Origin of the sequence: Streptomyces doebereineriae (assembly GCF_031845645.1) — a bacterium.
Lineage (GTDB): Bacteria > Actinomycetota > Actinomycetes > Streptomycetales > Streptomycetaceae > Streptomyces > Streptomyces canus.
The window spans coordinates 15,596-28,650 of sequence record NZ_JAVREZ010000022.1 but is presented as its reverse complement, the minus strand read 5'-3'; the positions used below and the strand labels follow the sequence as shown (position 1 = coordinate 28,650).

The window sequence follows — 13,055 nt, the reverse complement described above, 5'->3', positions numbered from 1 at the left end:
GTAACATGCACGTGCGTCGCCGCTGGAGGGGACATGGCCGAGTTCACCATGGAGCTCAACGACGAACAGAAGGAGGTCCGGGACTGGCTGCACGGCTTCGCCGCCGACGTCATCCGCCCCGCGGCCGCCGAATGGGACGAGCGTGAGGAGACTCCCTGGCCGGTCATCCAGGAGGCCGCGAAGGTAGGCATCTACTCCCTCGACTTCTACGCCCAGCAGTACTTCGATCCCACCGGGCTCGGTATCCCGATGGCGATGGAGGAGCTGTTCTGGGGCGACGCGGGCATCGCCCTGTCGATCGTAGGCACCGGTCTCGCCGCTGTCGGCGTTCTCGCCAACGGTACCGAGGAGCAGATCGGTACCTGGATCCCCCAGATGTACGGCGACGCGAACGATGTCAAGGTCGCCGCGTTCTGCTCGTCGGAGCCGGACGCCGGCTCCGACGTGGCCTCCATGCGCACACGTGCCGTGTACGACGAGGCCAAGGACGAGTGGGTGCTCAACGGCACCAAGACCTGGGCGACCAACGGCGGTATCGCCAACGTCCACGTGGTCGTCGCGGTCGTCGACGCCGAGCTCGGCTCCAAGGGGCACGCGTCCTTCATCGTGCCGCCGAACACGCCGGGGCTGTCCCAGGGCCAGAAGTTCAAGAAGCACGGCATCCGTGCCTCGCACACGGCCGAGGTCGTGCTGGAGAACGTCCGGGTGCCCGGTTCCTGCCTCCTCGGTGGCAAGGAGAAGCTGGACCAGCGCCTCGCGCGGGCCCGGGAGCGGGCGAAGACCGGCGGGGAGCGGGTGAAGAACGCGGCGATGGCCACGTTCGAGGCGTCGCGGCCCGCCGTGGGCGCCATGGCCGTGGGCACCGCCCGGGCCGCCTACGAAGTCGCCCTCGACTACGCCAAGACGCGTGAGCAGTTCGGGCGGCCGATCATCGACAACCAGGGCGTGGCGTTCCAGCTCGCGGACATGCGCACCTCCATCGACGCGGCCCGTCTCCTGGTGTGGCGCGCTTCCTGGATGGCGATCAACGGAAAGCAGTTCACCGCCGCCGAGGGCTCGATGTCGAAGCTCTTCGCGAGTGAGACGGCAAAGAAGGTCACGGCGCAGGCGGTCCAGATCCTGGGCGGCAACGGCTACACCCGGGAGTACCCGGTGGAGCGCATGCACCGGGACGCCGCTATCTACACGATCTTCGAGGGCACGAGCGAGATCCAGCGACTGGTCATCGCCCGGACCCTGTCCGGCATGTCCATCCGCTGACGAAGTCCGAACAGCACGTCTTCGCCGACTCGTCCGCCGGGTCGGCGAAGACGCACACGGCAGCGAACCAGCAAGCCCTAGGGCGCGCTGCCGCTGCTGTGCGCGATACAGGCCACATCGATCCGATCGGCCAGCTTGGCCAGTTCGATCGTCAGCGCGGCCACCGTATCCTCGTCGAGCCCGTCGGCCCCGGCCTCGACCAGGTGCAGCCATCGCCCGCCAAGACTGCGGAGCAACTTGCTCACATCGGCGGCAGTCACCTGCAGGGTCCCGCGGTCATCGACGATCAGAGGCAGAGTCACTTCGCGGTTCACACCCGGGATGTTAGCCGCGCAAGCGTCACGCTCCGTGCCAAACCGTGGTGATGTTGCAGAACTCCCTGATTCCGTGCCCGGACAGCTCACGCCCGTATCCGGACCGCTTGACCCCGCCGAACGGGAACGCCGGATGCGAGGCGGTCATCCCATTGACGTACACCCCGCCGGCCTCCAGATCCCGTACGAACCGGTCGACCTCGGCCTCGTCCCGCGTCCACACGTTGGAACTCAGCCCGAACGGCGAGTCGTTCGCGATCAGCACCGCCTCGTCGAGGCCGTCCGCCCGGTACAGCGTGGCCACCGGACCGAACGTCTCCTCGCGGTGGATGCGCATCTCGCGGGTGACGTCGGCGATGACGGTCGGCGGGTAGTACCAGCCGGGCCCGTCCGGCCGCTGCCCGCCGCACAGCACGCTCGCCCCGCTGCGCCTGGCGTCGTCGACGAGTTCCTCCAGGTCGGCCCGGCCCTGCTCGCTGGACAGCGGCCCGACCTCGGTGTCCTCCTCGAGCGGGTCGCCGACTTTGAGGGCCTTCATGCCCTCGACGAACCGCTCGGCGAAACGGTCGTAGACGTCCGTGTGCACGATGAACCGCTTGGCGGCGATGCAGGACTGCCCGTTGTTCTGCACCCGCGCGGTCACCGCGATCTCGGCGGCCCGGTCGATGTCCGCGGACGGCATGACGATGTACGGGTCGCTGCCGCCGAGCTCCAGCACCGTCTTCTTCACCATGTTCCCGGCGGTGGACGCCACGGCCCGCCCGGCGGGCTCACTCCCCGTGAGCGTGGCCGCCTTGACGCGTTCGTCGCGCAGGATGTCGTCGATCGCGCCGGACCCGACGAGCAGGGTCTGGAAACAGCCCTCCGGGAAGCCCGCCTGATGGAACAGGTCCTCCAGGAACAGCGCGGTCTGCGGCACGTTCGAGGCGTGCTTGAGCAGGCCGACGTTGCCCGCCATCAGTGCGGGCGCGGCGAAGCGGACCACCTGCCACAGCGGGAAGTTCCACGGCATCACCGCGAGCACGGGCCCCAGTGGCCGGTAGCGGACCAGGGCGCGGGAGGCGCCGGAGTCCTTGACGTCGTACTCGGCGGGCTCCTCGTCGGCCAGCAGCGACTCCGCGTGCTCGGCGTACCAGCGCATCGCCTTGGCGCACTTGGCGGCCTCCGCGCGGGCCTGCTTGACCGGCTTGCCCATCTCGGTGGTCATGACCCGGGCGATGTCCTGCTGGATGTCGTCGAGGAGCTCGGCGGCCCGGTCCAGGAGACGGCCGCGCTCCGCGAAGGACGTCGTGCGGTAGGTGCGGAACGTCGCCTCGGCGAGCTGGAGCCGGCGTTCGATCTCCTCCTCGCCCATGGCCTCGTACGTCTTGAGCGTCTCGCCGTTCGCCGGGTTCACCGTCGCGATGGGCATGACCGACCTCCTGAAGAGCTGATGTGCTTCGACCTTCCCGCGCGGCGGGGGCGACCGCAACGCGTGGACGTCAGGCCGAGTGCTCAGCCAGCCGGTCGAGAAACGCGGCCTGCGCCTTGACGATCACGGCCCGGGCCCGGTCGAGGCCGAACCACTCCACCCGGTCCAGCTCGGGGAACTCCCGCATCTGCCCGGACTTCGGTGGCCACTCCATGCTGAACAGGCCCGGGACCACGGTCGCCGGATCGAGGTCCGCCTCGATCGCCCACGCCGTGACGACCTTGCCGTTCGTCTGCCGGACCTCACCCAGCGGTACGGCCTCCCCGGCGGGCGGCGGCAGCCCGAGCTCCTCCTGGAACTCGCGGCGGGCCGCGTCCCAGGCCGGCTCCGAGTCCGGCTCGTACTCTCCCTTCGGAACCGTCCACGCTCCGGCGTCCCGCCGGGCGAAGAATGGGCCACCCATATGGCCCAGCAACACCTCCAGGCCGTCACCGGTGTGCCGGAACAACAGCAGGCCCGCGCTGGTCCTCACGGCCTCACCTCGGGATGCGCGGCCAGCAGCGTCTCCACGGTGTCGGCCTCCTCGGGCCGCTTGTCCTCGCGGTAGCGGACCACGCGCGCGAAGCGGAGGGTAACTCCGGCCGGATAGCGGGTCGACCTCTGGAGGCCGTCGTAGGCGATCTCGACGACGAGTTCGGGCCGTACGGTCACCACGTGACCGGTGCTCTCCACGGCCAGCTCCTGGAGCCGTTCGGTCTGCCAGGTGAGCATCGCGTCGGTCATGCCCTTGAAGGTCTTGCCGAGCATGGCGAAGCCGCCGTCCGCCGTACGGGCGCCGAGGTGCAGGTTGGAGAGCTTGCCGGTGCGGCGGCCGTGGCCCCACTCGGCGGCCAGCACCACCAGGTCGAGGGTGTGCACGGGTTTGACCTTCAGCCAGGAGGCGCCGCGCCGGCCCGCGCTGTAGGGCGCGTCGAGGGACTTCACGACGACGCCCTCGTGGCCGCGCTTCAGCGTCTCGGCGAGGAACTCCTCGGCCGCCCCGAGATCCTGCGGCCCGGACACCAGCGTGCGCCGGACCCGCATCGGCTCGGGCACCAACCGGGCCAGCTCGGCGTGCCGTTCGGCGAAGGGCAGGTCGAGGAGGTCGCGGTCGTCGACGGACAGGGCGTCGAAGAAGACGGGGGAGACGGGGACCGCCTCGGCGGCCGTCGTCACGTCCACGCGGGAGCCGACCCGGCCCGCGGTCTCCTGGAAGGAACGGGGCCGACCGTCCTCGTCGAAGGCGATCACCTCGCCGTCCAGGATGAACCGCTCGCCCCTCAACTCCAGCGCGGCGGCCGTCAACTCGGGCAACCGGTCGGTGATGTCGTCGAGGGTGCGCGTGTACAGCCGTACGGCATCCCCGTCCCGGTGGATCTGGACGCGGATGCCGTCCAGCTTCTCCTCGACCGCGCAGGTGCCGAGCTTCTCGACCGCCTCGGCCACTGAGGAGGCGCTGTGCGCCAGCATCGGCAGGACCGGGCGGCCGACGGTGAGGCGGAAGCGGTCCAGGGCGGGCGGGCCGTCGGTGAGCAGGGCCTCGGCCACCGTCTGGAGGGAGCCCGCGAGCATCACGGCACGGCGTACGTCGGCGGGAGGTGCCCCCGTCGCCTGGGCGAGCCCTTCCGTGGCGACCGCGTCCAGCGCCCCCTGCCGGACCTCTCCGCTGATCAGCCCGAACAGGAACCGCTGTTCGTCCTCGGTGGCCGCGCCCATCAACTCGCCCACCAGCCGGCCGCGTTCGGCCTGCGAGCCCGCGCCCGCGACCTTGCCCAGCTCGCTGAGCAGCGCGTCCACCTCGCGCACGGTCAGGGTCGGCTCGGCGGCCGGGGCGACCGGGCGGCTGAGCACCTTCCAGCCGATGCCGAGCCGGCCCTGCGGGAGCCGTCCGGCCAGGTACGGGATGACGATCGGAACGTCGTCCGCCTCGGCGTCCCGAAACAGTTCGGCGAGGAGCGCGATCTTCAGGGACCGCGCCGAGGTGGCGGCGACCTCCTGGGACACGTGTGCCAGCCGGGCAAGCAGCATGCAGCCATCCTGCACCGGAGGCGGCGGGTCCACACCCCGACCGCACCCCGACTATGCCCCTACGGCCGCGTCGAGGTCGCTCATCAGGAGCTCCCCGTTGATCGTGGCCGCCGCCCGGTATCCGGCGCTCGCCGCGTTGATCACCTGCTCCCCGAATCCGGCCGCGTTGCCCACGGCGTACACACCGGGCACGGTCGTCTGCCAGTTCCCGTCGACCACGGGGTAGCTGCCGAAAGGCGTCTCCTGGAGCTCGGCTCCGAGCCGCTGCAGCAGGCCGTTCTGCGGGACGGCCCGGGGCGCGGTGAAGACGACCTCGCGTGCGTGCGTCGTGCCGTCCGCCAGCCGTACGGCGGTGAGCCGGTCGTCCGTCACGACCAGCTCGGCGACCTCGCCGGGCACCACGCCGACGCCGGCCGCGGCCAGCCTGCGCAGATCGTCGTCCGAGAGCTCGGACTCGGCGACCGTGTGCAGGAAGAGGATCACGTCCTTCGACCACTGGGAGACCATCAGCGCCTGGTGCACGCTGAGCGGGGTCGTGGCGAGCACGCCGAAGGCCTGGTCGCGGACCTCCCAGCCGTGGCAGTAGGGGCAGTGCAGGACGTCCTTGCCGAAGCGCGCCGCGACGCCGGGCACCTCCGGGAGCTCGTCCTTGAGGCCGGTCGCGACGACGAGGCGACGGGCCCTGAGCACCCGCCCGCTCGCCAGGGTCACGGCGAAGCCGGGGGCGACCTCGACCACCCGGTCCCGGACCAGCTCGACGCCGTACCCCTTGATCTCCTCGCGCCCGATCGACAGGAACTCGGCGGGCGGCATGCCGTCCCGGGTGAGAAAGCCCTGCATGTGCGCGGCGGGCGAGTTGCGTGGTTCGCCCGCGTCGACGACCAGGGTGTGACGCCGGGCCCGGCCCAGGACGAGGGCGGCGGACAGGCCTGCCGCGCCGCCTCCGATCACGATCACTTCGTATGTCTCGTCGTATGTCTCGGTCATGCCGCCACGGTCGCTCCGCGGACGCGGGATTGACAAACAACTTTGCCGATTCTGCAATACGGGTATGAGTACCGACGACGTTCTCGCCGAAGTGGGACCCAGGCTCAGGCGGCTGCGGAAGGACCGGGAGGTGACCCTCGCGGCGCTCTCGGAGACGACGGGCATCTCCGTGAGCACGCTCTCCCGGCTGGAGTCCGGCCTGCGCAAGCCCAGCCTGGAGCTGCTGCTGCCGATCGCCCAGGCCCACCAGGTGCCGCTCGACGAACTCGTCGGCGCCCCGCCGGTCGGCGATCCCCGGGTGCGGTCCGCACCGCTCGAACGGCACGGACGCACCTTCTGGCCGCTCACCCGGCAGCCAGGCGGCCTTCAGGCCTTCAAGGTGCTGGTGCCGCGCCGCGACGAGGAGCCGGAGCTGCGCACCCACGAGGGCTACGAGTGGCTGTACGTCCTGGCGGGGCGGCTGAGGGTGGTGCTGGGCGAGCACGACGTGATCATGAGTGCGGGCGAGGCGGCGGAGTTCGACACCCGGGTGCCGCACTGGTTCGGGTCGACGGGGGAGGGGCCGGCCGAGTTCCTCAGCCTGTTCGGGCCTCAGGGGGAGCGGATGCATGTACGGGCGCGTCCCCGGAAGGCGTGAGCGGGCGTTCTCCCTCTCGTCGGGGGCAACTGGACGATCACGCAGGTAGGTTCACCGGATGCACGAGATATCGCCCCGGCCACACTCCGCGGCAGGGCAGGCTGCCCGGTGACCGACGTGACCCGTTCCCCCGTCGTCGGCACCCGTCCGACGACAGCGCCCCGCGACTGGCAGGCGCGCCTCCGCCGATTCGGGTACACGGCCCGGCCGGGAACCGACCTCCGCGAGCGTCTCGTTCCGCGCTTTCCGAAGCCGTCGGTGTGGGACTGGCTGGGGCCGGTGCTCGTCGCCGTCCTGGCCGGGGCGATCCGTTTTCGGCACCTCGGCCGGCCGCGGGCCGTGGTCTTCGACGAGACCTACTACGCCAAGGACGCCTGGTCCCTGCTGCGCCTCGGCTATGAGGGCAATTGGCCGGACCGGAAGATCGCCGACCCGCAGATCCTCGCCCACCCCCAGGTCGTCTCGCTCTCCGACACGGGGGCGTTCGTCGCGCACCCGCCGACGGGCAAGTGGGTGATCGCCCTCGGCGAGTGGATGTTCGGTCTCACCCCGTTCGGCTGGCGCTTCATGACGGCGGCCCTGGGCACCCTGTCGGTGCTCATGCTGTGCCGCATCGGACGCCGTCTGTTCCGTTCGACACTGCTGGGCTGTCTGGCCGGCGCGCTCCTCGCGGTGGACGGTCTGCATGTGGTGATGAGCCGTACCGCCCTGCTGGACCTCGTCGTCATGTTCTTCGTCCTGGCGGCGTTCGGCTGCCTGCTGGTCGACCGTGACCACGCACGCGGCCGGCTCGCGGCAGCTCTGCCGGTCGGCGAGGACGGCTGCTCGCGCCCGGACGAGCACACCGCCGAGCACACCGGAACCGGCCCGCGTCCCTGGCGGCTCGCCGCCGGTGTCTTCCTCGGGCTGGCGGCCTCCACCAAGTGGAACGGCCTGTACGTGCTGGTCTTCTTCGTGCTCCTGACGGTGCTGTGGGATGTCGGCTCCCGCCGCGTGGCCGGGGCCGGCGACCCCTACCGGGCGGTGCTGCGCAAGGACCTCGGCCCGTCGGTCCTGTCCCTGGTCCCGGTCGCGTTGACGACCTATCTGGCCACCTGGACCGGCTGGTTCCTGTCCGACGACGGCTACGGACGCCACTGGGCCGACGGCCGCGGCGGCACCTGGTCATGGATCCCCGCCCCGCTCCGCAGCCTGTGGCACTACGAGTACCTCGTGTACGACTTCAACGTGGGGCTGCACACCCCGCACAAGTACCAGTCGAGCCCCTGGAGTTGGCTGGTCCAGGGCCGACCCGTGCTGTTCGACTACCAGTCGCCGAAACCCGGCCAGGAGGGCTGCACCACGTCGGTCGACTGCTCCCGGACCGTCCTCGCCCTCGGCACACCGCTCCTGTGGTGGGCGGCGTGCGGCGCCCTGCTCTACCTGCTCTTCCGCTGGGCGCTGCGCCGCGACTGGCGGGCCGGCGCCGTCCTGTGCGCGGTGGGCGCGGGGTACCTGCCCTGGTTCCTGTACCAGGACCGTACGGTCTTCTCCTTCTACGCTGTCGTCTTCGTGCCGTACCTGTGCCTGGCCGTGGCGATGACGGTGGGCGCGATCCTGGGGCCACCGGGGGCGGACCGCAGACGGCGCGCACTGGGCGCGGTGACCGCGGGCGCCCTCGTCCTGCTCATCGTCTGGAACTTCATCTACTTCTTCCCGCTCTACACCGGGGAGACGATCCCGTACGCCGACTGGCACTCCAGGATGTGGCTGGACACCTGGATCTGAGACGGAGCGTCCCTGGTACGTTACGGAGCTTCTGCCGCCCGACGACAAGAGAACGAACCCCGTGACGACCGTCGCTTACCAAGGTGAACCCGGATCCAACTCGGCGACCGCCGCGCACACCCTGTACCCCGGGTGCGCCGAGCAGCCCTGCACGAGTTTCGAGCAGGCTCTGGACGCGGTGACGCTCGGCACCGCCGACGTCGCCGTGATCCCGGTGGACAACTCCGCGGCCGGACGGGTGGCCGACGTCCATCATCTGCTGCCCGAGTCGGGGCTGTTCATCATCGCCGAGCACTTTCTCGCCATCCGCTTCGACCTGATGGGCGTGCCCGGGGCGGCACCGGATCAGGTGGAGTGCGTGCGCAGCCATGTGCATGCCCTCGGGCAGTGCCGCAAGGTGCTGCGGGAGGGGGGCTGGCGCACCCTCGTCACCGACGACACGGCCGGAGCGGCGCGCGAGGTGGCCGAGCTGGCGGATCCGCGGCACGCGGCGCTCGCCCCGCCCGCCGCGGCCGGGCTGTACGGTCTCGACGTGCTGCGCTCCGGGGTCGAGGACGACCCGGACAACACCACCCGTTTCGTCGTCCTGTCCCGGGAGGCGGCCGTGGCCCCGCACACCGGGGAACCGACGATGACGAGCCTGTTCTTCTCCGTGCGCAACATCCCCAGCGCGCTCTTCAAGGCGCTCGGCGGGTTCGCCACCAGCGGGGTGAACCTCACGAAGATCGAGAGCTATCAGATCGGCGCGGGGCTGAACGCCAGTCGCTTCTACGCCGAGATCGAGGGCCACCCCGACGAGCAGCACGTCGCCCTCGCCCTGCACGAACTGGGGTTCTTCTCCACAGAGGTACGCATTCTGGGCGTGTATCCCTCGCATCCGCACCGGCTGGAGCACTGAAGGGCGTCGGACGGGCGCCGGCCGTGGCGTCACCGCCTTGACAGGTGACGCGCTGCGCGCGCACGCTGGTCGTCCTCCGACGAAGTGGAGAACGGCCATGAGCAAGGACGTCACCCTGGACGCCGGTGCGGCGGCACGGCACCAGCGCTACGGCAGCCTCCCCGAGCGCATCCGCTTCGAGGACATGACGGAAGGCGTGGAGTCCGCCCCGGGTGGCGGGGCGAACGCGTCGTGCGGTCCCGAGGGCAACTGGAAGTACTACTCATGCCTCGCCCTCGACCTCGGGCTGTAGAAGCAACCGACTCCCAGTTGCATCGGTATGCGGAGACTTTCTCCGGCGGGCTGTTCCCTGATCGGCAAGCGACCGCTTAGTATGCGGAGAACCCCGGTCAGACCCCGGCATGACGACGCAGTCCCGTGGAGGCCCCCCATGCAGGCTTGGCAAGTGCACGAGAACGGCGAGCCGAGCGAGGTGATGCGCCTCGCGGACGTGGCGCAGCCCGTTCCCGGTGACGGCCAGGTCCTGCTGAAGGTGCGCGCCGCGAACATCAACTTCCCGGACGTGCTGATGTGCCGCGGCCACTACCAGGTACGCCCGCCGCTGCCCTTCACGCCGGGCGTGGAGATCTGCGGCGAGACCGAGGACGGGCGGCGCGTGATCGCCAACCCCGTGCTGCCGTACGGCGGTTTCGCCGAGTACGCCGTCGCCGACGCCTCCGCTCTGCTGTCCGCGCCCGACTCGCTGGACGACGCCGAGGCCGCCGCCCTGCACATCGGCTACCAGACGGGCTGGTTCGGGCTGCACCGGCGGGCTCGCCTGGAGGCCGGTGAGACGCTGCTCGTCCACGCTGCCGCAGGAGGGGTCGGCAGCGCGGCCGTGCAGCTCGGGAAGGCGGCCGGGGCCACCGTCATCGGTGTCGTCGGCGGTGCCGAGAAGGCGGCCGTCGCCCGGGAGCTGGGCTGTGACGTGGTGGTCGACCGGCGGAGCGAGGACGTCGTCGCCGTCGTGAAGGAGGCCACCGGGGGCCGGGGCGCGGATGTGATCTACGACCCCGTGGGCGGCGAGGCCTACACGCAGTCGACCAAGGTCGTCGCCTTCGAAGGGCGGATCGTGGTCGTCGGCTTCGCCAGCGGGACCATCCCCAGCCCCGGTCTCAACCACGCCCTGGTGAAGAACTACGCGATCCTGGGCCTGCACTGGGGCCTGTACAACACCAAGAATCCGAAGCTGGTCCAGCACTGCCACGAGCAGCTCACCGAACTGGCCGCCCGGGGTGCGATCAAGCCGCTGGTCAGCGAGCGGGTGCCGCTCGCCGGGGCCGCGGACGCCGTGCAGCGCCTCGGCGACGGGGTGACCACCGGCCGGATCGCCGTCGTACCCACGGGAGCACAGGCATGACCGACGCAGCCGAACTCAAGCGCCGCACCGCCGAGTTGCTGGCCGCACAATCGCCCGCGGCCACGGACCGGCTCGACTTCCTCAAGGCCCGCTTCGACGCGGGGCTCGCCTGGGTGCACTATCCGGAGGGCCTCGGCGGACTGAACGCGCCCCGCTCCCTCCAGGCTGTCGTGGACGCCGAGTTGGAGGCCGCGGGCGCTCCCGACAACGACCCGCGGCGCAACGGCATCGGCCTCGGCATGGCGGCGCCGACGATCCTCAGGTACGGCACCGAGGAGCAGAAGGAGCGCTTCCTGCGGCCCCTGTGGGTGGGGGAGGAGGTCTGGTGCCAGCTGTTCAGCGAGCCCGGCGCCGGATCCGACCTCGCCGCGCTCGGCACCCGGGCCGTGCGCGAGGGCGACAGCTGGGTGGTCAACGGGCAGAAGGTGTGGACGTCCGGCGCCCACAACTCCCGCTGGGCCATCCTCATCGCCCGCACCGACCCGGACGTGCCCAAGCACGCGGGCATCACCTACTTCCTCTGCGACATGACCGACCCGGGTGTCGAGGTGCGGCCGCTGCGCCAGATCACCGGCGAGGCGGAGTTCAACGAGGTCTTCCTCACCGACGTCCGCATCCCCGACAGCTGCCGGCTCGGCGAGGTCGGCGACGGCTGGAGGGTCGCGCAGACCACACTGAACAACGAGCGCGTCGCGATCGGCGGCATGCGGCTGCCCCGCGAGGGCGGCATGATCGGCCCGGTCTCGAAGACCTGGCGCGAGCGCCCCGAACTGCGCACCCAGGACCTGCACCAGCGCCTGCTGAAGCTCTGGGTCGACTCCGAGGTCGCCCGCCTCACCGCCGAGCGTCTGCGCCAGCAGCTCGTCGCCGGACAGCCGGGACCCGAGGGTGCCGGCATGAAGCTCGCCTTCGCCCGCCTCAACCAGGAGATCAGCGGCCTGGAGGTCGAACTACGCGGCGAAGAGGGCCTGTTGTACGACGACTGGACCATGCGACGCCCGGAGCTGGTGGACTTCACCGGCCGCGACGCCGGCTACCGCTACCTGCGCTCCAAGGGCAACAGCATCGAGGGCGGGACCACCGAGGTCCTGCTGAACATCGTCGCCGAGCGCGTCCTGGGCCTGCCGGCCGAGCCGCGTACCGACAAGGACGTCGCGTGGAAGGACCTGGCCCGATGAGCGCACAGCCCGACCTGCTGTACTCGGAGGAGGAAGAGGCGCTGCGGGCCGCCGTACGGGACCTCCTCGCCGACCATTGCGACGCGCCGGGTGTGATCGCCCGCACCGAGTCGGACACCCCGCACGACCTCGCGGCCTGGAAGGCCCTCGCCGACGGCATGGGCCTCGCGGGACTCCTGGTGCCCGAGGACAAGGGCGGTCAGGGCGCCACGCACCGCGAAGTCGCCGTAGTCCTGGAGGAGTTGGGTCGCGCGGTCGCTCCTGTGCCCTATCTCACCAGCGCGGTCGTCGCCACCGAGGCCCTGCTCGCCTGCGACGCCGACGAGCTCCTCTCCGAGCTCGCGTCCGGGCGCAAGATCGGCGCCCTCGCCGTCTCCCTGAGTGTCGCTCCGGGCGGCGCCTACAAGGTCGTACGCCACGAAGGCGGCACCCTGCACGGGGAGTTGACGGCGATCGCGGACGCTCAGGCGGCCGACGTGCTGCTCGTGCCCGCGGACGACGGCGGGCTGTACGCGGTGGACGCCACCTCCGCGACCGTCACTCCGCAGGTCTCCTTCGACCTGACCCGTCCGCTCGCGACCGTCACCCTCGACGGGGCGCGGGGCCGCCTGCTGGGCGACGCCGAAGTCGCCGTGCACCGCGCGCTCCGGGCCGGGGCCGGACTGCTCGCCTCCGAGCAACTCGGGCTCGCCGACTGGACGTTGACCGAGACGGTGCGCTACCTCAAGGAGCGCAAGCAGTTCAACCGGCCCGTCGGCGGGTTCCAGGCGCTCAAGCACCGGCTCGCCCAGTTGTGGCTGGAGGTCGTCAACCTCCGTGCCGCCGCCCGGAACGCGGCCGACGCGCTCGCGACGGGCGAGGACGCCGACGTGGCGGTCGCCGTCGCGCAGGCCTACGCGGCGGCCGTCGCGGTGCACGCCGCCGAGGAGGCGCTCCAGCTGCACGCGGGGATCGGCATGACGTGGGAGCACCCGGTGCACCTGTATCTGAAGCGGGCCAAGGCCGACTCGATCGCCTACGGCACGGCGGGCGCGCATCGCGCCCGGTTGGCCGAACTCGTCGACCTCCAGGCACCTTGAGCGTCACCCGGTGAACGCCGGTGAAGCCCGCCCCACCTGGGGCGGGCTTTTCCGTGCG

13 protein-coding genes are annotated in these 13,055 nt (G+C 71.0%); 8 read left to right on the top strand and 5 right to left on the bottom strand.

Annotated features, from left to right (window positions below):
- Positions 1 to 33 precede the first annotated feature (33 nt).
- Positions 34 to 1,260, top strand: coding sequence for an acyl-CoA dehydrogenase family protein (locus tag RNB18_RS41730; RefSeq protein WP_057610634.1), 1,227 nt, complete (start codon positions 34 to 36; stop codon positions 1,258 to 1,260).
- Positions 1,261 to 1,337: 77 nt separating this feature from the next.
- On the opposite strand, the gene RNB18_RS41725 is transcribed toward RNB18_RS41730, so the two are convergent.
- The 5 genes from RNB18_RS41725 to RNB18_RS41705 form a co-directional block, all read right to left on the bottom strand.
- Positions 1,338 to 1,574: a DUF6213 family protein gene (locus tag RNB18_RS41725; protein ID WP_057610635.1), complete on the bottom strand. Its 237-nt coding sequence runs from the start codon at positions 1,572 to 1,574 to the stop codon at positions 1,338 to 1,340.
- A gap of 25 nt (positions 1,575 to 1,599) precedes the next feature.
- Entirely contained in the window at positions 1,600 to 2,985 is a 1,386-nt protein-coding gene (locus RNB18_RS41720) for an NADP-dependent succinic semialdehyde dehydrogenase (protein ID WP_311719328.1), read from the bottom strand.
- Between the two features lie 70 nt (positions 2,986 to 3,055).
- Positions 3,056 to 3,517, bottom strand: coding sequence for an NUDIX domain-containing protein (locus RNB18_RS41715; protein WP_311719327.1), 462 nt, complete (start codon positions 3,515 to 3,517; stop codon positions 3,056 to 3,058).
- A complete protein-coding gene (locus RNB18_RS41710) occupies positions 3,514 to 5,052 on the bottom strand; it encodes an ATP-dependent DNA ligase (protein WP_311719326.1) in 1,539 nt (512 codons plus the stop codon). The genes RNB18_RS41715 and RNB18_RS41710 overlap by 4 nt, the downstream gene beginning before the upstream one ends.
- A 51-nt stretch (positions 5,053 to 5,103) precedes the next feature.
- On the bottom strand, positions 5,104 to 6,039 hold the full coding sequence (locus RNB18_RS41705) for an NAD(P)/FAD-dependent oxidoreductase (protein WP_311719325.1): 936 nt from the start codon (positions 6,037 to 6,039) through the stop codon (positions 5,104 to 5,106).
- A gap of 64 nt (positions 6,040 to 6,103) precedes the next feature.
- Between RNB18_RS41705 and RNB18_RS41700 the strand changes: the two genes are divergently transcribed.
- From RNB18_RS41700 to RNB18_RS41670, 7 genes are all read left to right on the top strand, one after another.
- Positions 6,104 to 6,676 carry a helix-turn-helix domain-containing protein gene (locus RNB18_RS41700; protein WP_057610640.1) on the top strand — a complete coding sequence of 191 codons (573 nt, stop codon included), beginning with the start codon at positions 6,104 to 6,106 and terminating at the stop codon, positions 6,674 to 6,676.
- 117 nt (positions 6,677 to 6,793) lie between these two features.
- Positions 6,794 to 8,443 (top strand): dolichyl-phosphate-mannose--protein mannosyltransferase, encoded by a 1,650-nt coding sequence (locus RNB18_RS41695; RefSeq protein ID WP_311719324.1) that lies wholly within the window; start codon positions 6,794 to 6,796, stop codon positions 8,441 to 8,443.
- A gap of 61 nt (positions 8,444 to 8,504) precedes the next feature.
- Positions 8,505 to 9,341, top strand: coding sequence for a prephenate dehydratase (locus RNB18_RS41690; RefSeq protein WP_311719323.1), 837 nt, complete (start codon positions 8,505 to 8,507; stop codon positions 9,339 to 9,341).
- A 97-nt stretch (positions 9,342 to 9,438) separates the two neighbouring features.
- The gene (locus RNB18_RS41685) at positions 9,439 to 9,633 is read left to right on the top strand and encodes a hypothetical protein (protein ID WP_311719322.1); all 195 of its coding nucleotides are present in this window, start codon (positions 9,439 to 9,441) and stop codon (positions 9,631 to 9,633) included.
- A 138-nt stretch (positions 9,634 to 9,771) separates the two neighbouring features.
- Positions 9,772 to 10,740, top strand: a complete 969-nt coding sequence (locus RNB18_RS41680; protein ID WP_311719320.1) for an NADPH:quinone oxidoreductase family protein — start codon at positions 9,772 to 9,774, stop codon at positions 10,738 to 10,740.
- Entirely contained in the window at positions 10,737 to 11,918 is a 1,182-nt protein-coding gene (locus RNB18_RS41675) for an acyl-CoA dehydrogenase family protein (RefSeq protein ID WP_311719319.1), read from the top strand. The genes RNB18_RS41680 and RNB18_RS41675 overlap by 4 nt, the downstream gene beginning before the upstream one ends.
- Positions 11,915 to 12,997 carry an acyl-CoA dehydrogenase family protein gene (locus tag RNB18_RS41670; RefSeq protein WP_311719318.1) on the top strand — a complete coding sequence of 361 codons (1,083 nt, stop codon included), beginning with the start codon at positions 11,915 to 11,917 and terminating at the stop codon, positions 12,995 to 12,997. Before RNB18_RS41675 ends, RNB18_RS41670 begins: the two co-directional genes overlap by 4 nt.
- The last annotated feature ends 58 nt before the right edge of the window (positions 12,998 to 13,055 follow it).

What these genes read in the sequence shown, in the direction of transcription:
- RNB18_RS41730 (WP_057610634.1), top strand. Translation starts at nt 34, where the DNA reads ATGGCCGAGTTCACCATGGAGCTCAACGACGAACAGAAGGAGGTCCGG.
- RNB18_RS41720 (WP_311719328.1), bottom strand. Translation starts at nt 2,985, where the DNA reads ATGCCCATCGCGACGGTGAACCCGGCGAACGGCGAGACGCTCAAGACG.
- RNB18_RS41710 (WP_311719326.1), bottom strand. Translation starts at nt 5,052, where the DNA reads ATGCTGCTTGCCCGGCTGGCACACGTGTCCCAGGAGGTCGCCGCCACC.
- RNB18_RS41705 (WP_311719325.1), bottom strand. Translation starts at nt 6,039, where the DNA reads ATGACCGAGACATACGACGAGACATACGAAGTGATCGTGATCGGAGGC.
- RNB18_RS41700 (WP_057610640.1), top strand. Translation starts at nt 6,104, where the DNA reads ATGAGTACCGACGACGTTCTCGCCGAAGTGGGACCCAGGCTCAGGCGG.
- RNB18_RS41685 (WP_311719322.1), top strand. Translation starts at nt 9,439, where the DNA reads ATGAGCAAGGACGTCACCCTGGACGCCGGTGCGGCGGCACGGCACCAG.
- RNB18_RS41680 (WP_311719320.1), top strand. Translation starts at nt 9,772, where the DNA reads ATGCAGGCTTGGCAAGTGCACGAGAACGGCGAGCCGAGCGAGGTGATG.
- RNB18_RS41675 (WP_311719319.1), top strand. Translation starts at nt 10,737, where the DNA reads ATGACCGACGCAGCCGAACTCAAGCGCCGCACCGCCGAGTTGCTGGCC.
- RNB18_RS41670 (WP_311719318.1), top strand. Translation starts at nt 11,915, where the DNA reads ATGAGCGCACAGCCCGACCTGCTGTACTCGGAGGAGGAAGAGGCGCTG.